The organism is Citrobacter farmeri, assembly GCF_019048065.1.
Taxonomy (GTDB): Bacteria; Pseudomonadota; Gammaproteobacteria; order Enterobacterales; family Enterobacteriaceae; genus Citrobacter_A; species Citrobacter_A farmeri.
In genome coordinates this window covers 1,568,558-1,586,067 of sequence record NZ_CP077291.1, presented here as the reverse complement: position 1 = coordinate 1,586,067, position 17,510 = coordinate 1,568,558, and the positions used below count along the sequence as shown (strand labels likewise).

At 53.2% G+C, this 17,510-nt stretch carries 15 protein-coding genes and 1 tRNA gene; 12 read left to right on the top strand and 4 right to left on the bottom strand.

The genetic code is table 11. The annotated features are described in order from the left end of the window. Positions 1 to 11 precede the first annotated feature (11 nt). From I6L53_RS07415 to yejF, 7 genes are all read left to right on the top strand, one after another. Positions 12 to 725, top strand: coding sequence for a phosphatase PAP2 family protein (locus tag I6L53_RS07415; protein ID WP_042317951.1), 714 nt, complete (start codon positions 12 to 14; stop codon positions 723 to 725). A 413-nt stretch (positions 726 to 1,138) separates the two neighbouring features. Beyond that, entirely contained in the window at positions 1,139 to 1,708 is a 570-nt protein-coding gene (mepS, locus tag I6L53_RS07410) for a bifunctional murein DD-endopeptidase/murein LD-carboxypeptidase (RefSeq protein ID WP_042317950.1), read from the top strand. Between the two features lie 186 nt (positions 1,709 to 1,894). Next, positions 1,895 to 3,451: a cyclic di-GMP phosphodiesterase gene (locus I6L53_RS07405; RefSeq protein ID WP_042317949.1), complete on the top strand. Its 1,557-nt coding sequence runs from the start codon at positions 1,895 to 1,897 to the stop codon at positions 3,449 to 3,451. A gap of 102 nt (positions 3,452 to 3,553) precedes the next feature. Continuing rightward, positions 3,554 to 5,368: an extracellular solute-binding protein gene (locus I6L53_RS07400; RefSeq protein ID WP_042318068.1), complete on the top strand. Its 1,815-nt coding sequence runs from the start codon at positions 3,554 to 3,556 to the stop codon at positions 5,366 to 5,368. Then, entirely contained in the window at positions 5,369 to 6,463 is a 1,095-nt protein-coding gene (locus I6L53_RS07395) for a microcin C ABC transporter permease YejB (protein WP_042317948.1), read from the top strand. It begins immediately after the preceding gene. Beyond that, positions 6,463 to 7,488, top strand: a complete 1,026-nt coding sequence (locus I6L53_RS07390; protein WP_042317947.1) for an ABC transporter permease — start codon at positions 6,463 to 6,465, stop codon at positions 7,486 to 7,488. The genes I6L53_RS07395 and I6L53_RS07390 overlap by 1 nt, the downstream gene beginning before the upstream one ends. A gap of 1 nt (position 7,489) precedes the next feature. After that, positions 7,490 to 9,079: a microcin C ABC transporter ATP-binding protein YejF gene (yejF, locus tag I6L53_RS07385; RefSeq protein WP_042317945.1), complete on the top strand. Its 1,590-nt coding sequence runs from the start codon at positions 7,490 to 7,492 to the stop codon at positions 9,077 to 9,079. Positions 9,080 to 9,082: 3 nt separating this feature from the next. Here the strand turns inward: yejF and I6L53_RS07380 are convergent, their stop codons facing one another. From I6L53_RS07380 to rsuA, 3 genes are all read right to left on the bottom strand, one after another. Further along, positions 9,083 to 9,427, bottom strand: a complete 345-nt coding sequence (locus tag I6L53_RS07380) for a YejG family protein (RefSeq protein ID WP_042317943.1) — start codon at positions 9,425 to 9,427, stop codon at positions 9,083 to 9,085. 342 nt (positions 9,428 to 9,769) lie between these two features. After that, the gene (locus I6L53_RS07375; protein WP_042317942.1) at positions 9,770 to 10,960 is read right to left on the bottom strand and encodes a Bcr/CflA family multidrug efflux MFS transporter; all 1,191 of its coding nucleotides are present in this window, start codon (positions 10,958 to 10,960) and stop codon (positions 9,770 to 9,772) included. A gap of 51 nt (positions 10,961 to 11,011) precedes the next feature. Continuing rightward, on the bottom strand, positions 11,012 to 11,707 hold the full coding sequence (gene rsuA, locus I6L53_RS07370; RefSeq protein ID WP_042317941.1) for a 16S rRNA pseudouridine(516) synthase RsuA: 696 nt from the start codon (positions 11,705 to 11,707) through the stop codon (positions 11,012 to 11,014). Positions 11,708 to 11,858: 151 nt separating this feature from the next. On the opposite strand from rsuA, the gene radD reads away from it, so the two are divergent. Together radD and rplY are read left to right on the top strand one after the other, a co-directional pair. After that, entirely contained in the window at positions 11,859 to 13,619 is a 1,761-nt protein-coding gene (radD, locus tag I6L53_RS07365; protein ID WP_042317940.1) for a DNA repair helicase RadD, read from the top strand. Between the two features lie 124 nt (positions 13,620 to 13,743). Then, on the top strand, positions 13,744 to 14,028 hold the full coding sequence (gene rplY, locus I6L53_RS07360; RefSeq protein ID WP_042317938.1) for a 50S ribosomal protein L25: 285 nt from the start codon (positions 13,744 to 13,746) through the stop codon (positions 14,026 to 14,028). Positions 14,029 to 14,080: 52 nt separating this feature from the next. Here rplY and yejK read toward each other — a convergent pair whose 3' ends face one another. Continuing rightward, positions 14,081 to 15,088 (bottom strand): nucleoid-associated protein YejK, encoded by a 1,008-nt coding sequence (gene yejK / locus I6L53_RS07355; RefSeq protein ID WP_042317937.1) that lies wholly within the window; start codon positions 15,086 to 15,088, stop codon positions 14,081 to 14,083. Between the two features lie 180 nt (positions 15,089 to 15,268). Here yejK and I6L53_RS07350 point away from each other — a divergent pair, with 180 nt between their 5' ends. The 3 genes from I6L53_RS07350 to I6L53_RS07340 all read left to right on the top strand — a co-directional run bounded on the left by I6L53_RS07350 (position 15,269) and on the right by I6L53_RS07340 (position 17,438). After that, positions 15,269 to 15,496 (top strand): YejL family protein, encoded by a 228-nt coding sequence (locus I6L53_RS07350; RefSeq protein ID WP_042317936.1) that lies wholly within the window; start codon positions 15,269 to 15,271, stop codon positions 15,494 to 15,496. Between the two features lie 31 nt (positions 15,497 to 15,527). Continuing rightward, positions 15,528 to 17,288: an LPS biosynthesis-modulating metalloenzyme YejM gene (gene yejM / locus I6L53_RS07345; RefSeq protein ID WP_042317935.1), complete on the top strand. Its 1,761-nt coding sequence runs from the start codon at positions 15,528 to 15,530 to the stop codon at positions 17,286 to 17,288. 73 nt (positions 17,289 to 17,361) lie between these two features. Further along, positions 17,362 to 17,438, top strand: a tRNA-Pro gene (locus tag I6L53_RS07340). Positions 17,439 to 17,510 lie beyond the last annotated feature (72 nt).

Sequence of the window (17,510 nt, the reverse complement as noted above, 5' to 3'; positions counted from 1 at the left end):
ACTCTTTAAATATGAAAATCCGGTTACCACTGATACTCCTGCTGAATGTTGCCGGTCTGGCTTTGTTCATGAGCTGGTATATCCCTGCCAGGCATGGATTCTGGTTTCCCATTGACGCCAGCATTTTCCACTTTTTCAACCACAAACTGGTAGAAAGCAAGGCCTTCCTGTGGCTGGTCGCCATCACCAATAACCGGGCGTTTGACGCCTGTTCCCTGTTGGCGATGGGCTGTCTGATGCTGAGTTTCTGGCTGAAGGAAACGCCTGCAGGCCGCCGTCGTATTGTCATCATCGGTCTGGTGATGCTACTCACCGCCGTGGTTCTGAACCAGGCTGGTCAGGCGCTACTGCCCGTAAAACGCGCAAGCCCCACGCTCAGTTTTGACAATATTTACCGCGTCAGTGAATTGCTGCATATCCCGACGAAGGATGCGTCCAGAGACAGTTTCCCTGGCGATCACGGGATGATGCTGCTTATTTTCGCCGCTTTTATGCTGCGTTATTTCGGAAAAACCGCAGGGATCATCGGCCTTATTATCGTTGTGGTTTTTGCTTTCCCACGTGTCATGATTGGTGCCCACTGGTTTACTGATATCACCGTAGGCTCATTAACCGTGGCCTTAATTGGCCTGCCCTGGTGTCTTCTGACCCCACTAAGCGATCGCCTTATCACGCTTTTCGACAATTATCTGCCCGGCAAAAACAAACAAATTTTAAACAAATAACGCACAGTTATTAACATCATCAGGGTTTATTCTTAAGCCCTGATGATGCGTTAAGATAAATTATTCATCGTATTGTCATTATTTAGTCATAACATTTTCTTTGAGAATGAATGAGTTGTCTATTTTCCCACCGTTTTGCGCTTAAATTAACCAATCCCACTTATTCACTTTCTGTATCACATTTTCTTATTAAAATTCAGATAAAATCACTCGCCAAGCCTGTAGCAATCGGGTAACCTCGAACTCGTTTTGCCTCGCTGGGTTATTATTCTCTTCGCGAATAAATTTGTGCGTTCAGCCACAGTTTTGCGCTTAAAGAATTGTCTCATTGTGCGCAGGTAATTAGTCTCGTCACGTTTGGCATTTTTTATAACGATATTTATCGTTAAGGACTTCAAGGGAAAACAAACAAAATGGTCAAATCTCAACCGATCTTGAGATATATCTTGCGCGGGATCCCCGCGATAGCAGTTGCGGTACTGCTTTCTGCATGTAGCACTACCACTAACACCGCAAAGAACACGCATTCTGAGACGCTTGGTGTGGGCCAGGAAGCTTCTTCACTGCAAGCTTCTCAGGATGAATTTGAGAGTATGGTGCGTAACCTCGATGTTAAATCGCGGATTATGGATCAGTATGCTGACTGGAAAGGCGTGCGCTATCGTCTCGGCGGCAACTCTAAAAAAGGTATTGATTGTTCCAGCTTTGTACAACGTACATTCCGCGAACAATTTGGTTTAGAACTCCCACGCTCCACTTACGAACAACAGGAAACGGGTAAATCGGTTTCACGCACGAATTTGCGTACCGGTGATCTGGTTCTGTTCCGTGCAGGTTCGACGGGTCGTCATGTTGGTATCTACATTGGCAACAACCAGTTTGTTCATGCCTCTACCAGCAGCGGTGTCATCATCTCCAGCATGAACGAGCCATACTGGAAAAAGCGCTATAACGAAGCGCGTCGGGTTCTGAGTCGCAGTTAATCGTTTGGTTGCTATCCCTTGGCTTCCCTGACGAGACAGAAGAAAAGCATCGCTTCGGCGGTGCTTTTTTTTGGTTTCCCCTTTACTCACTGTGGAAAAGCATGACTCGCCGAATCAAACCAGGCTATAGTCTTGTTATTCCATCACATTTATCATCCCGACAACCTCAGGGTAAAACCAGGTATCATGTTCACACACGCCTTAACGACTGGTCGAAAAATCGTGCTTACCTGCCTGATTACAGGGGTTGCCGTTGCTATTGTTATCAGTAGTCTACAGTTCGTGATGGCGTGGCATAAGCGGGAAGTCAAATACGACACACTGGTTTCCGACATTCAACATTACCTGGTCAGCTATTTCGCCGATCTCAAAAGTACCATCGATATCCTGCAGCCATTGACATTAAATACCTGCGAACAAGTCGGCGCGGAACTCACTTCCCGTGCCGCGTTTAGTCTGAACGTGCGCGCGTTTTTGCTGGTTAAGGATAAAAAAGCATTTTGCTCATCGGCAACCGGTGGAATGGATTCACTGCTGGTCGAACTGGTCCCCAGCCTTGATATAAGTAAAGATATCGATATGGCGATTATTCCGGGAACGCCAATGATGCCCGATAAACCTGCGATGGTGATTTGGTATCGCAATCCCCTGCTGGTGAATAGCGGCGTTTTCACCTCCCTGAATATCAACCTCACACCGTATCTGCTGTATACCGCCCGACAAGAAGACTTTGATGGGATCGCCATTATTGTCGGAAAAACCGCGTTGTCGACTTTTTCGGACCATCTGCTCGCCGTTGATGAACTCGACAGTTCGCCGGAGCGCGAAGCAAAAATTGACGGTGTTCCGGTAACGATCAGGCTATACGCAACTAACTGGACCTGGTCCGACTTATGGTATGCCCTGCTTCTCGGCGGGATGGGGGGCATCATTGCAGGTTTACTCTGCTACTACATCATGTGCATCCGTCTACGACCCGGAAAAGAAATCCTCACTGGGATCAAACGCGATCAATTCTACGTAGTCTATCAACCCGTTGTGGATACGCGGTCACTGAAGGTCACTGGACTGGAGGTGCTGTTACGCTGGAGACACCCAACGGCGGGAGAGATCCCGCCTGATGCGTTTATTCATTACGCTGAAGCCCAGCACATGATTGTGCCATTGACCCAGCATCTGTTTAAACTGGTAGCGCGAGATGCCCCTACGCTGCAAAAAGTCCTGCCTGTTGGCGCAAAGTACGGTATCAATATTGCGCCCGACCATCTGCATAGCAGTAGTTTTAAAGACGACGTTCGCCAGTTAATCGCCGCGATGCCTCCCAACCACTTCCAGATTGTGCTGGAAATTACCGAACGCGACATGATCCAACAGCATGAAGCCTCCCAGTTGTTTGAATGGTTGCATGCCGCAGGCTTCGAAATTGCAATAGATGACTTCGGTACTGGTCACAGCGCGCTGATTTATCTTGAGCGCTATACCCTGGATTATCTGAAAATCGATCGCGGTTTTATTCACGCCATTGGTACAGAAACCGTCACCTCGCCGGTGCTGGATGCGGTGCTGACTCTCGCTAAACGCCTCGACATGATGACGGTGGCCGAAGGGGTGGAAACGCCTGAGCAGGCGAAATGGCTGCATGAACACGGGGTTCGCTTCCTTCAGGGCTACTGGGTTAGCCGCCCCATGCCGCTCGACGAATTTGTCCAGTGGGTTTCGCAGCCACACACGCTGAAATGGTAAAGCGCCAACGCGTGGATTCACAACAGACGCCACCTGCCCTATTATTCAGACATAAGTGTGACCTGCGCTGGCAGGTAAGCAAGAGAAGGAATCCCTTTGCAGATAATCGTTCGCATATTACTGCTGTTTGTCATGTTGATGAGCGCGGGCGTCCAGGCGCAGGCGATCAAAGAGAGTTATGCCTTCGCTGTATTGGGAGAGCCTAAATACGCGTTCAATTTTGATCATTTCGATTACGCCAATCCCGCGGCCCCCAAAGGCGGTCAGATCACGCTTTCCGCCCTTGGCACATTTGACAATTTTAACCGCTATGCGCTGCGCGGTAATCCGGCCGCCCGAACCGAACAACTCTACGACACCCTTTTTACCACTTCTGATGACGAGCCCGGCAGCTATTATCCGCTGATCGCCGAGAGCGCGCGTTATGCGGAGGATTATTCGTGGGTTGAAATCACGATCAACCCTCGCGCCCGTTTTCATGATGGTTCACCCGTCATGGCAAAAGATGTTGCCTTCACCTTCAACAAATTTATGACCGAAGGTGTGCCCCAATTTCGTCTGGTCTACAAAGGCACCACGGTCAAAGCCATTGCCCCACTGACCGTGCGCATGGAGCTCGCGAAGCCAGGTAAAGAGGATATGCTCAGTCTGTTCTCCCTGCCCGTGATGCCGCAAGCGTACTGGAAAGATCACAAGCTCAGCGACCCATTATCCAGACCACCGCTGGGTGGCGGCCCGTACCGCATCAGTCAGTGGAAAATGGGCCAGTATATTGTCTATTCGCGCGTGAAGGATTACTGGGCGGCCAATCTGCCGGTCAATCGTGGTCGCTGGAATTTTGATGTCATTCGCTACGACTACTATCTCGACGACAACGTGGCCTTTGAGGCCTTCAAGGCCGGTGCGTTTGATTTGCGTCTGGAGAGCGACGCCAAAAACTGGGCGACGCGCTATGTCGGCAAAAACTTTGATAATCAGTACATCATCAAAGATGAACAGAAAAATGAATCGGCGCAGGATACGCGCTGGCTGGCTTTCAACATCCAACGCCCCGTTTTCAGTGACCGACGCGTCCGTGAAGCCGTTACGCTGGCGTTTGATTTTGAGTGGATGAATAAAGCGCTGTTCTACAACGCCTGGAGCCGGGCAAACAGCTATTTCCAGAACACCGAATACGCCGCCAGAAACTACCCTGATGCGGCTGAACTGATACTGCTGGCCCCCATGAAACAGGATCTGCCGCCGGAAGTATTCAGCCAGATTTATCAGCCTCCCGTGTCTAAGGGCGACGGTTACGATCGGGAAAACCTGCTAAAAGCCGATAAGTTACTGAAAGACGCAGGTTGGGAACTGAAAGGCCAGCAGCGGATTAACACGGCCACCGGTAAACCGTTGAGCTTTGAACTGCTTATTTCCGCCGCCAGTAACAGCCAGTGGGTCCTGCCCTTCCAGCACAATCTTCAGCGTCTGGGTATCACGATGACCATTCGCCAGGTTGATAACTCACAGCTCACCAACCGCTTACGCAGTCGGGACTACGACATGATGCCAACCCTGTGGCGCGCGACGCCGTGGCCCAGTTCCGATCTGCAAATCTCCTGGGCATCCGAATACATCGACTCAAGTTATAATTCTCCGGGTGTTAAAAGTCCGGTGGTCGACAAACTGATTAATCAAATCATCGCCGCGCAGGGTGATAAAAACAAACTACTGCCGCTTGGCCGCGCGCTGGACCGCGTACTGACCTGGAATTACTACATGCTGCCGATGTGGTACATGGCTGAAGATCGACTGGCATGGTGGGATAAATTCTCCCGTCCGGCCATTCGTCCGATTTATACCATCGGCCTGGATAACTGGTGGTATGACGTAAACCGGGCCGCGAAGTTGCCTGCCGCCAGACGACAGGGAGACTAAATGGGCGCGTACCTGATTCGCCGTTTGTTGCTGGTTATCCCGACGCTCTGGGCGATCATCACCATCAACTTTTTCATCGTGCAAATTGCCCCTGGCGGCCCGGTCGATCAGGCGATTGCCGCCATTGAATTTGGTCAGACGAGCGCACTGCCCGGTGCCGGAAGTGAAGGCGTTCGCGCCAGCCACGCCCGGACCGGAGTAGGCAACATCAGCGACAGCAACTATCGCGGAGGACGCGGCCTCGATCCGGAAGTCATTGCCGAAATCACCCAACGTTACGGTTTTGATAAGCCACTGCACGAGCGCTATTTCGCCATGCTGTGGAATTACATTCGCTTCGATTTCGGTGATAGCCTGTTTCGTAGCGCTTCGGTGCTGACGCTCATCAAAGAGAGTCTGCCGGTGTCGGTCACTCTGGGGCTGTGGAGTACGCTCATCATCTATCTGGTGTCGATTCCTTTAGGGATCCGCAAGGCCGTGCATAACGGCAGCCGGTTCGACGTCTGGAGCAGCGCGTTTATTATCATCGGCTATGCTATCCCGGCGTTTCTGTTCGCAATACTGTTGATTGTCTTCTTTGCCGGCGGCAGCTATTACGATCTCTTCCCGCTGCGTGGTCTGGTCTCGGCGAATTTTGACTCTCTGCCCTGGTATCAGAAGATCACCGACTATCTGTGGCACATCACTTTACCCGTCCTGGCGACAGTGATTGGCGGGTTTGCCGCGTTGACCATGCTAACCAAAAATTCCTTTCTCGATGAGGTCCGTAAACAGTACGTCGTCACCGCCCGTGCCAAAGGGGTAAGTGAAGGGAATATTTTGTGGAAGCACGTTTTTCGCAACGCCATGCTGCTGGTGATCGCCGGTTTTCCTGCCACCTTCATCAGTATGTTTTTCACCGGCTCACTGCTGATTGAAGTCATGTTCTCACTCAATGGTCTGGGATTGTTGGGTTATGAGGCGACGGTTTCTCGAGACTACCCGGTAATGTTTGGCACGCTGTACATCTTCACCCTGATCGGCCTGCTGCTGAATATTCTCAGTGATATCAGCTATACGCTGGTCGATCCGCGTATTGATTTTGAGGGACGTTAATGGCCCATTTAAGCCCCGTCAATCAGGCCCGCTGGGCACGTTTTCGCCATAATCGTCGTGGTTTCTGGTCGCTGTGGATTTTTCTCGTCCTGTTTGGTCTGAGCCTGTGTTCTGAGCTGATTGCTAATGATAAGCCGCTGCTGGTGCGCTACGACGGAAGCTGGTACTTCCCGCTGGTCAAAAACTACAGTGAGAGCGATTTTGGCGGCCCGCTGGCAACAAGAGCGGATTACCAGGATCCGTGGCTGAAACAACAACTGGAAGACCGCGGCTGGGTCCTCTGGGCACCGGTGCGCTTTGGGGCGAACAGCATCAACTTTGCAACCGATACCCCCTTTCCCTCGCCCCCTTCGGCGCAAAACTGGCTGGGTACCGATGCCAACGGTGGCGACGTGCTGGCTCGAGTGCTTTACGGCACACGTATCTCCATTCTTTTCGGCCTGATGCTAACCCTGTGTTCAAGCGTGATGGGCGTGCTGGCCGGGGCGTTGCAGGGCTATTACGGTGGCAAAGTGGATCTCTGGGGCCAGCGTTTTATCGAGGTCTGGTCGGGCATGCCGACGCTGTTCCTGATCATTCTGCTCTCCAGCGTCGTACAACCCAACTTCTGGTGGCTGCTGGCGATTACGGTGCTGTTTGGCTGGATGAGTCTGGTGGGCGTAGTGCGTGCAGAGTTCTTACGCACGCGAAATTTTGACTATATCCGGGCCGCCCAGGCGCTCGGCGTTAGCGACCGCAGTATCATCTTTCGCCACATGTTACCCAACGCGATGGTTGCCACCCTGACTTTCTTACCGTTCATTTTATGCAGTTCCATTACCACCCTGACATCACTGGATTTCCTCGGTTTTGGTTTGCCGTTAGGCTCTCCTTCGCTGGGCGAGTTGCTCCTGCAAGGCAAAAATAACCTGCAAGCGCCGTGGCTGGGCATTACCGCCTTCCTGTCCGTGGCCATTTTACTCTCGCTGCTGATCTTTATCGGCGAGGCCGTCCGTGACGCATTCGATCCCAACAAGGCGGTGTAATATGACGCAACCTTTGCTCGCCATTGACAATCTGACACTGGGATTTCGCAAGCAGGAAACGGTCCGCACGGTGGTTAACGCGATTTCGTTACGCGTGGAGGCCGGCGAAACGTTGGCGCTGGTGGGAGAATCCGGCTCCGGCAAGAGCGTTACCGCGCTGTCGATTCTGCGCCTGTTACCTACCCCGCCCGCAGTGTATCTCGGCGGCGATATCCGTTTTCACGGTGAGTCCTTACTGCACGCCAGTGAGCAGACCTTGCGCGGCGTACGCGGCAACAAGATCGCCATGATTTTCCAGGAGCCGATGGTGTCGCTGAACCCGCTCCACAATCTTGAAAAACAGCTCTATGAAGTGCTTTCACTACACCGGGGAATGCGCCAGGAAGCGGCACGCGCGGAGATATTAGGCTGTCTTGATCGGGTCGGCATTCGTCAGGCGACAAAACGGCTGGGCGATTATCCGCACCAACTTTCCGGGGGCGAGCGTCAGCGGGTGATGATTGCGATGGCGCTGTTAACGCGACCTGAATTGCTCATTGCCGATGAGCCGACCACTGCACTGGATGTCTCAGTACAGGCGCAGATCCTGCAACTGCTGCGTGAACTCCAGCATGAGCTAAATATGGGGATGCTGTTCATTACCCATAACCTCAGTATTGTCAGGAAACTCGCCGACAGCGTGGCGGTGATGCAAAATGGGCAATGCGTTGAACAAAACCGTGCCGCCCCTCTTCTCCAGGCACCCGCACATCCCTACACGCAGAAGTTGCTCAACAGCGAGCCAGCAGGCGACCCGGTACCGTTGCCGATGGGGCTGTCCCCCCTTCTCAGGGTCGAGGATTTACGCGTCGCTTTCCCTATTCGCAAAGGTATCCTCAAGCGCGTGGTGGCGAACAATGAGGTGGTGAAAGGCATCAGCTTCAGCCTGCAACCCGGTGAAACGCTGGGGCTGGTGGGCGAGTCAGGCTCAGGGAAAAGTACGACCGGGCTGGCACTTCTGCGGCTTATTACCTCCGAGGGCAGCATAGAATTTGACGGGCAGCAGTTACAACATCTTAAGCGCCGACAGTTGTTGCCCGTACGCCATCGTATCCAGGTGGTCTTTCAGGATCCCAACTCCTCGCTGAATCCGCGACTGAGCGTACTGCAAATCATTGAAGAGGGACTGCGCGTTCACCAGCCAACGCTCTCAGCCGAGCAGCGTGAGCAGCAGGTCATGGCCGTTATGGCGGAAGTGGGACTGGATGCCGATACGCGCCATCGCTATCCGGCGGAGTTTTCCGGCGGTCAGCGCCAGCGTATCGCGATTGCCAGAGCGCTGATCCTGAAACCGTCACTGATTGTTCTTGATGAACCCACGTCATCTCTCGATCGAACCGTGCAGGCACAAATCCTCGCGCTATTGAAATCGTTACAACAAAAGCACCGTCTGGCTTATATCTTCATAAGCCACGATCTGCACGTAGTACGCGCGTTATGCCATCAGGTGATTGTGCTGAAACAGGGAGAGGTAATCGAGCAGGGGCAATGCGAGCACGTCTTTAGCGCGCCGCAGCAGGCGTATACGCGTCAACTTCTCACGCTAAGCTGACGCTCAAAATGGATTGTTGTTAGAAAACGGTTCGGCAATGGCCACGCCAAAATTCTTCAGGCGACAGGTCGCAGCAAACTCATCCTGGCGATTCACAAACAGGCACGGTTCGCCTTCACACTCGAGAACGGAGCATGGCACCTCGATATCACTGAGCGCCTGGCTGAGTTTATGCATCACCGGCCAGGCGCTATCGCCATCCGGACTCAGCAGTTTAAGTGCCACCAGACTGTTTTCTATGCTTTGGCCATTTTGCGGAATCGGTTCAACTTTCGAACCTGCGAAACCCGCTGACCAACGATAGTTCTGTGGTAAGCGATGAACGATTGAGAGCTGTAATGTTGTCACTTTCTTTCCCCGGAAGCACAATCACTTCACAATATATTTACATCCATATTAACACATCATTGACAATCCGTCCTTAAACGGTTGCATAACGTGACGATCCTTATCCCGCGCGGCCAGTATGGTCGGTATGGCCTTTATTAAAATAGATGTTTCCAGTCGGGACAGGAGTGCGGGGTATATGTACCCGTTTCTGCGATCTAACTCAACCTTTTTAACTACAATGATGTGACTTTTTACATAAATTGATTTTACATAAAATAAACATATATCGGGGAAATGATGGAATTGTCGTTGACGTACATCAACAAAGGAAGCCGAATGGCTTCCATGTTGTGTATTTGATCACCGTTTTTTCGGACGGCTCGCATAGAGATAGAACAAAATTGAACAGCTTGCACAGAAAGCAATAGACCAAATCATCGGCCAGGCCGAATTAAACGTCGCCAGAGAGAGCAACGCGCCGACAAGCGCGCCAATGCCAAAGCGGAAGGTACCCGCCAGCGACGAAGCCGTTCCCGCCATATGTGGGAACTCATCGAGGATCACCGCCATCGCATTGGAGGAGATCATCGACACGCAGCCGACAAAGACCGCCACCCCCAGCACCAGCGCCCAGAAACCGACGCCAAACAGCGCGCTGAGCACCATCCACACCGCCATCGCCAGTTGGATCCACAATCCGGTACGGAACATGTTCAGCGCACCGATCCGACGCACGAAGCGACTGTTAAAAATCGTCATAATGAACAGAAAGACGATGTTCAGAGCGAAGTAGTAACCAAAATCCTGCGGCGATACGTGGTTGATTTCGATATACACGAAAGGCCCGGCGCTGAGAAATGAGAACATCCCGGCAAAGCTAAAACCACTTGCCAGCATATAGCTCAGCACCCGCTTATGGCGAAACAGCGAGGCAAAGTTACCTATCGTCGTGCGGATATGAAACGGCTGGCGCTTTTCCACCGGCAACGTCTCTTTAATGAGCGTCGCGATCATGACAGAGGCCAGCACCGCTGCGATCGCCAGGATCCAGAAGATATAGTGCCAGCTCAGCCACACCAGCACCCAGCCGCCGATAATCGGCGCCATCAGCGGCGCAATCGTGGTCACCAGCATGACGAATGACATCATGCGGGAGAACTCTTCTTTAGGATACATATCGCGCATCAGCGCATTGATCACCACGCTGGCCGCGGCGGCTGCCAGACCGTGAAAGAATCGCATGACAATCAGTTGATCGATGGTTTGCGCCAGCGCACAGGCCACCGCAGCAGCGGCGAACACCAGTGTGCCGCCGAGGATCACCGGCTTTCGCCCGAGGCTATCCGCCATCGGCCCATACAGCAGTTGCCCGACGGCGAAGCCCAGAATATAGGTGCTGAGCGTCATCTGCGCACTGCCCGCCGGCACGCCAAACTGCCCGGAGATCACCGGTAGCGCCGGAAGATACATATCGATCGACAGTGGCATCAGCATAGCCAGCAGACCGAGGATAAAAACAATGGCAAAGGACGAGTGCTGCCGGGTGGTCACAAAAAACTCCTGAATTTGTCAGAGGGAGGTTAAAAACCTGGCCTTTCTGGCTTAGCCAACGCTGGCAATTTCTGCGTCGGTCAATGGACGATACTCACCCGGTTCAAGGTCAGCATCGAGGATAATGGCGCCGATCCGCTCGCGGTGCAGTCCGACAACGTGGTTGCCCACGGCGGCAAACATCCGTTTCACCTGGTGATAACGCCCTTCGCTGATGGTCAAACGCACCTGCGTGGGAGTGATAACTTCAAGCACCGCCGGCTTCGTGAGATCTTTCTCGTTATGTAGTTGCACACCTTTTGCAAACTGCTCTGCGGTATCATCGGTAACCGGCGATTCCAGCGTAACCAGATAGGTTTTCTCACAGTGATGACGTGGCGAAGTGATGCGATGCGACCACTGCCCGTCGTCGGTCATCAGCACCAGACCGGTGGTGTCGATATCCAGGCGACCCGCAGCGTGTAATTTATGCGCAACAGGCTCATCCAGGAAGTAAAGGATCGTCGGGTGATCCGGGTCATCGGTCGAACACACGTAGCCCTGGGGTTTATTAAGCATAAAGTAACGTGGGCCGTTTTGCTGAACCAGCGTGTTGCCATCATATTCTACGTCGTGTTCTGGCAGCAGTTTGAACGCGGTATTTCGGATGATTTCACCGTCCACGGTAACACGGCTACCGCGGATCTCACGCCCGGCAATAGCGCGGCTGACGCCGAGTTGCTGAGCGATAAATTTATCAAGTCGCATGAGTGTGATTTTGCCTGTAAAAATACGGGAATCGGGCGCGTTGCCCGAAAAGTGGAGCCGTTATCCGCCCAGTATAGCGGGCTAACAACATCCCTCAAGGGAAAACGATTCGTGGCATACTATACCCGAGTTTGTTACGTATTGTGAGACCATGATTTTTACACTTCGCCCCTACCAGCAAGAAGCTGTGGATGCCACGCTCAACCATTTCCGCCGCCATCGCACGCCTGCGGTGATTGTTCTCCCCACCGGCGCCGGTAAAAGCCTGGTGATTGCCGAACTGGCGCGCGTCGCCAGGGGGCGTGTACTGGTGCTGGCGCACGTAAAAGAGCTGGTGGCGCAAAACCATGCCAAATACTGCGCGCTGGGGCTGGAAGCGGATATTTTTGCCGCCGGACTCAAACGCAAAGAGAGCCACGGTAAAGTGGTTTTCGGCAGCGTTCAGTCCGTGGCCCGTAATCTGGATGCCTTCCAGAGCGAATTTTCGCTGCTGATTGTCGATGAATGCCATCGCATCGGCGATGATGAAGAGAGCCAGTATCAGCAGATCCTCACGCACCTGAGTAATGCCAACCCCCACATTCGCCTGCTGGGGCTGACCGCCACCCCTTTTCGTCTCGGCAAAGGTTGGATCTATCATTTCCACTACCACGGGATGGTACGCGGCGATGACAAGGCGCTGTTTCGCGACTGCATTTATGAGCTACCGCTGCGCTATATGATTAAACACGGCTATCTCACACCGCCGGAACGACTCGATATGCCGGTGGTACAGTACGATTTCAGCCGCCTGCAGGCGCAGAGTAATGGTCTGTTTAGCGAAGCCGATCTGAACCGGGAGCTGAAAAAGCAGCAGCGTATCACGCCGCACATCATCAGCCAGATTGTTGAATTTGCCCAGGCCCGCAAAGGGGTGATGATTTTTGCCGCCACCGTCGAGCATGCGAAAGAGATTACCGGACTGCTGCCCAAAGAGGATTCTGCTCTGATTACTGGCGATACCCCCGGCCCTGAACGCGACGAACTGATAGAGGCGTTCAAAGCCCAGCGTTTTCGCTATCTGGTCAACGTCTCCGTCTTAACCACCGGCTTCGATGCCCCGCACGTCGATCTTATCGCCATCCTGCGCCCCACCGAGTCGGTCAGCCTGTACCAACAAATTGTGGGCCGCGGCCTGCGCCTCGCGCCGGGAAAAACGGACTGTTTAATTCTCGATTACGCCGGCAATCCGCACGACCTCTACTCCCCGGAAGTGGGCAGCCCGAAAGGCAAAAGTGACAACGTGCCGGTACAGGTGTTTTGCCCGGCCTGTGGTTTCGCCAACACCTTCTGGGGGAAAACCACCGCTGACGGTACCCTGATAGAACATTTCGGCCGCCGCTGCCAGGGCTGGTTTGAAGATGATGAGGGACACCGCGAACAGTGCGATTTTCGCTTTCGCTTTAAAAATTGCCCACAGTGCAATGCCGAAAACGACATTGCCGCCCGTCGCTGCCGGGAATGCGATGCGATCCTCGTCGATCCGGACGACATGCTGAAAGCGGCGCTGAAGCTAAAAGACGCGCTGGTGCTCCGCTGTAGTGGTATGACGTTGCAGCACGGCCATGACGAGAAAGGCGAATGGTTGAAAATCACCTACTACGATGAAGACGGCGCAGACGTCAGCGAACGCTTTCGCTTACAAACTCCGGCTCAGCGTATGGCGTTTGAACAACTGTTTATCCGCCCGCATACCCGCACGCCAGGCGTGCCCCTACGCTGGATCACGGCGGCGGATATCCTCGCACAGCAGCCGTTGTTACGTCATCCCGACTTTGTGGTGGCGCGGCTGAAAGGTCAATACTGGCAAGTACGGGAAAAGGTGTTCGATTACGAGGGACGTTTCCGTCGGGCACATGAATTACGCGGTTAATGGTACTTTTGATTGATGTAACGGGCGTTTGAGTATAGAATCTCGCCCGCTTTTGCATACGCAAAGCAGATCACTTACCTGTTGCTGGGTCGCCTGTAGCAGGAATTATTAAAGAGAGATTTAAATGTTTACTATCAACGCTGAAGTACGTAAAGAGCAGGGTAAGGGTGCGAGCCGCCGCCTGCGTGCCGCTAACAAGTTCCCGGCAATCATCTACGGTGGCAAAGAAGCCCCGATTGCTATCGAACTGGACCACGATGCCATCATGAACATGCAAGCTAAAGAAGGTTTCTATAGCGACGTTCTGACTATCGTTGTTGACGGTAAAGAAGTTAAAGTTAAAGCTCAGGCTGTACAGCGTCACGCGTTCAAGCCGAAGCTGACTCACATCGACTTCGTTCGCGCGTAATCGCCAACAAGTTGAAGAAAAACCCCGCTCTGGCGGGGTTTTTTTATGGCGCTTAGTTACCGCCTGACGTACGACGCTGAAGCTGATCGCGCAGGTTCGGCGGCGTGCCTTTAATGGTCAACGTATCGGTGGCCGGATCCCAGAAAATACGCTCGCCCAACAGCATTGCGTCGAAGTTAATGGTTAACCCACCGCCGCTACCGGCATATTTGGTCAGTTGACGCAGCGTGCTGCGATCGGCCGGAAAACTCTCTTCCAGCTCATAGCCCTTCTCCGCCGTAAACTCGCTAAAGCTCACTTCACTGACGCCGGAAAGCTCTTTCGACAACGACTCCAGTTCAATCTCTTCACCGGCCTGAAGCTGCTCGTTGCAGTAGCTGTACACCTGCTGGCGCACGTTCTGGCGCTCAGCCTTATCCAGTTGCGCTTCGGCGGTAAAGTCATCGACCGCTTGCAGCAGCCCACGATTCTGCGCTTTGGCGTTGAGGCCTTCGCTGGCCCCGAGGAAATCCATAAAGAAGTCAGCCACTTTGCGCCCTACCCGTCCTTTCAGGAAGGTCAGATAGCGAGTGGATTCCGGATTGGTTTCCCACTCGGTCAGATCGATACGTGCGACGATATCTGCATGGTTAATATCCAGATAGTGCGTTGGGTTGATATCCAGATTCTCATTAACACGCATGCTGCTTAAGTTGTTCAGCACCGCCACCAGTAAATACTCTACCGCCAGATAGCGATAATGACAGAACAGCACAATGCCGCCATCGGCAAACGGGTATTTGGCAAGCTCATCACGCAAACGTCCGGTTGCCGCGCGGCTAAAGGCGAGAAAATCTTCCTCACCCTGACGCTGCAAGCGCAGCGCTTGCGCCAGTTCACCCTCTTCGCTGAACAGGCCATACGCTTTATTTTTCGCGCTATAGACCCGATGCAGTTCAGCCATCATATCGACAACGGTGTTTGTCGGTTCCAGTAATGAATCGCGCAGGACCAGCTCAAGGTTTTGCTCATCACGCTTGATAAGCTGGTGCAGGGCAATCTGGTTGATATCCAGACTCATGATAAACTCTCCTTAAAGACCGGGCGGTATTCAACCACCACCGGCGAGGCGACGCAACAGAAGATGCAGCGCCATTTTGCCTGCCGCACGCTCACGCGAATTAATGAGGATAAAAAAGCGGAAAAAAAACTGTTGCTACGGTAATATGTTGCCCTTTCATGAATAAACTGATTTCGATTTATGCCACAAATCTCCCGCTATAGTGACGAACACGTTGAACAACTGCTCACCGAGATGCTCAACGTACTGGAAAAACATAAGGCGCCGACTGACCTTTCCCTGATGGTGCTGGGAAATATGGTCACCAACCTTATTAATACCAGCATTGCCCCGGCTCAGCGCCAGGCGATTGCGAACTCTTTTGCCCGCGCGTTGCAGTCCTCGGTAAACGACGACAAAGCGCACTAAAAGCCGACTTCGGGGAAACGAACGACAAGTTATGGTAACTCATCGTCAGCGCTACCGTGAAAAAGTCTCCCAGATGGTTAGCTGGGGGCACTGGTTTGCACTGTTCAACATCCTGCTGGCCATTGTGCTCGGCAGCCGTTACCTGTTTGTCGCCGACTGGCCGACAACGCTGGCTGGTCGCGTTTACTCTTATCTGAGTATCGTCGGCCATTTCAGCTTTCTGGTGTTTGCCACTTATCTGCTGATCCTGTTCCCGCTGACGTTCATTGTGATGTCCCAGAGGCTGATGCGTTTCCTGTCAGCCATTCTGGCGACGGCAGGAATGACGCTTCTGCTGATCGACAGCGAAGTGTTTACCCGGTTCCACCTGCATCTTAATCCCATCGTCTGGGAACTGGTGATTAACCCCGACCAGAACGAGATGGCGCGTGACTGGCAGCTGATGTTCATCAGCGTGCCGGTAATCCTGCTGATTGAAATGCTGTTTGCGACCTGGAGCTGGCAAAAACTGCGCAGCCTGACGCGTCGTCGCCACTTCGCCAAGCCGCTGGCCGCCTTTTTCTTTGTCTCATTTATTACTTCACATGTGGTCTATATCTGGGCGGATGCCAATTTCTATCGCCCGATCACCATGCAGCGCGCCAACCTGCCGCTCTCCTATCCGATGACCGCACGCCGGTTTCTGGAGAAACATGGCCTGCTGGATGCGCAGGAGTATCAGCGCCGTCTGGTTGAGCAAGGAAATCCGGAAGCCGTATCCGTGCAGTATCCGTTGAGCGAGTTGCGTTATCGCGATATGGGCACCGGACAAAACGTCCTGCTGATCACGGTTGATGGCCTGAACTATTCGCGCTATGAAAAACAGATGCCTGCTCTCGCCGGATTTGCCGAGCAGAACATTGCCTTCACGCGCCACATGAGTTCCGGCAACGCTACCGACAACGGCATTTTTGGTCTGTTCTACGGCGTGTCGCCGAGCTATATGGACGGTATTTTGTCCACCCGGACGCCCGCAGCACTGATTTCGGCGCTGAACCAACAAGGCTATCAGTTGGGGCTGTTCTCCTCCGACGGCTTTACCAGCCCGCTGTATCGTCAGGCACTGCTGTCTGACTTCTCGATGCCAAGCGTACAAACGCAGTCTGACGAGCAGACCGCCAGCCAGTGGATTAACTGGCTGAGCCGCTATGCGCAGGAAGATAACCGCTGGTTCTCGTGGGTGTCGTTTAACGGCACCAACGTCGACGACAGCAACCAGGCTACTTTCGTCCGCCGCTACGCCCGCGCAGCGGGAGATGTGGATAAACAGATCAACCGCGTGCTTGGCGCGCTGCGCGAGTCAGGCAAACTGGATAACACGGTTGTGATTATCACAGCCGGCCGCGGTGTCGCGTTGAGTGATGAAGAGAAAAGCTTCGCCTGGTCGCGCGGCCACCTGCAGGTTCCGCTTATCATTCACTGGCCGGGAACCCCTGCGCAGCGGATCAACAGCCTGACCGATCATACTGATGTTATGACTACGCTAATGCAGCGTCTGCTCCATGTCAGCACCCCTGCCAATGAGTATTCGCAGGGACAGGATCTGTTCAATGCCAATCGTCGCCATTACTGGGTGACGGCAGCCGATCTCAGTACGCTGGCGATCACCACGCCTGAAATGACGCTGGTGCTGAACAACAACGGCAAGTACCAGACTTACGATTTACGCGGCGAGAAGATTAAAGATCAGAAGCCGCAGTTGAGCCTGCTGTTGCAGGTGTTGACGGACGAGAAGCGTTTTATCGCTAACTGATTTATTATTAATCAGTTAGCCGGATGTCCCCTTGCATTCGGTGCGGAAAGCGGTAGTATTACCTCCCACGAGTCGGCACGTAGCGCAGCCTGGTAGCGCACCGTCATGGGGTGTCGGGGGTCGGAGGTTCAAATCCTCTCGTGCCGACCAAAATTCCCCTTAAGAACCAGCCTTTTACGGCTGGTTTTTTTTATTATGTCCGCCACTGGAATTGAATTCGAT

Excerpts from the sequence above, each read along its gene's own strand:
- I6L53_RS07405 (WP_042317949.1), top strand. The coding sequence starts at position 1,895 with ATGTTCACACACGCCTTAACGACTGGTCGAAAAATCGTGCTTACCTGC.
- mepS (WP_042317950.1), top strand. The coding sequence starts at position 1,139 with ATGGTCAAATCTCAACCGATCTTGAGATATATCTTGCGCGGGATCCCC.
- I6L53_RS07395 (WP_042317948.1), top strand. The coding sequence starts at position 5,369 with ATGGGCGCGTACCTGATTCGCCGTTTGTTGCTGGTTATCCCGACGCTC.
- I6L53_RS07390 (WP_042317947.1), top strand. The coding sequence starts at position 6,463 with ATGGCCCATTTAAGCCCCGTCAATCAGGCCCGCTGGGCACGTTTTCGC.
- rsuA (WP_042317941.1), bottom strand. The coding sequence starts at position 11,707 with ATGCGACTTGATAAATTTATCGCTCAGCAACTCGGCGTCAGCCGCGCT.
- radD (WP_042317940.1), top strand. The coding sequence starts at position 11,859 with ATGATTTTTACACTTCGCCCCTACCAGCAAGAAGCTGTGGATGCCACG.
- yejF (WP_042317945.1), top strand. The coding sequence starts at position 7,490 with ATGACGCAACCTTTGCTCGCCATTGACAATCTGACACTGGGATTTCGC.
- I6L53_RS07415 (WP_042317951.1), top strand. The coding sequence starts at position 12 with ATGAAAATCCGGTTACCACTGATACTCCTGCTGAATGTTGCCGGTCTG.
- rplY (WP_042317938.1), top strand. The coding sequence starts at position 13,744 with ATGTTTACTATCAACGCTGAAGTACGTAAAGAGCAGGGTAAGGGTGCG.
- yejM (WP_042317935.1), top strand. The coding sequence starts at position 15,528 with ATGGTAACTCATCGTCAGCGCTACCGTGAAAAAGTCTCCCAGATGGTT.
- yejK (WP_042317937.1), bottom strand. The coding sequence starts at position 15,088 with ATGAGTCTGGATATCAACCAGATTGCCCTGCACCAGCTTATCAAGCGT.
- I6L53_RS07350 (WP_042317936.1), top strand. The coding sequence starts at position 15,269 with ATGCCACAAATCTCCCGCTATAGTGACGAACACGTTGAACAACTGCTC.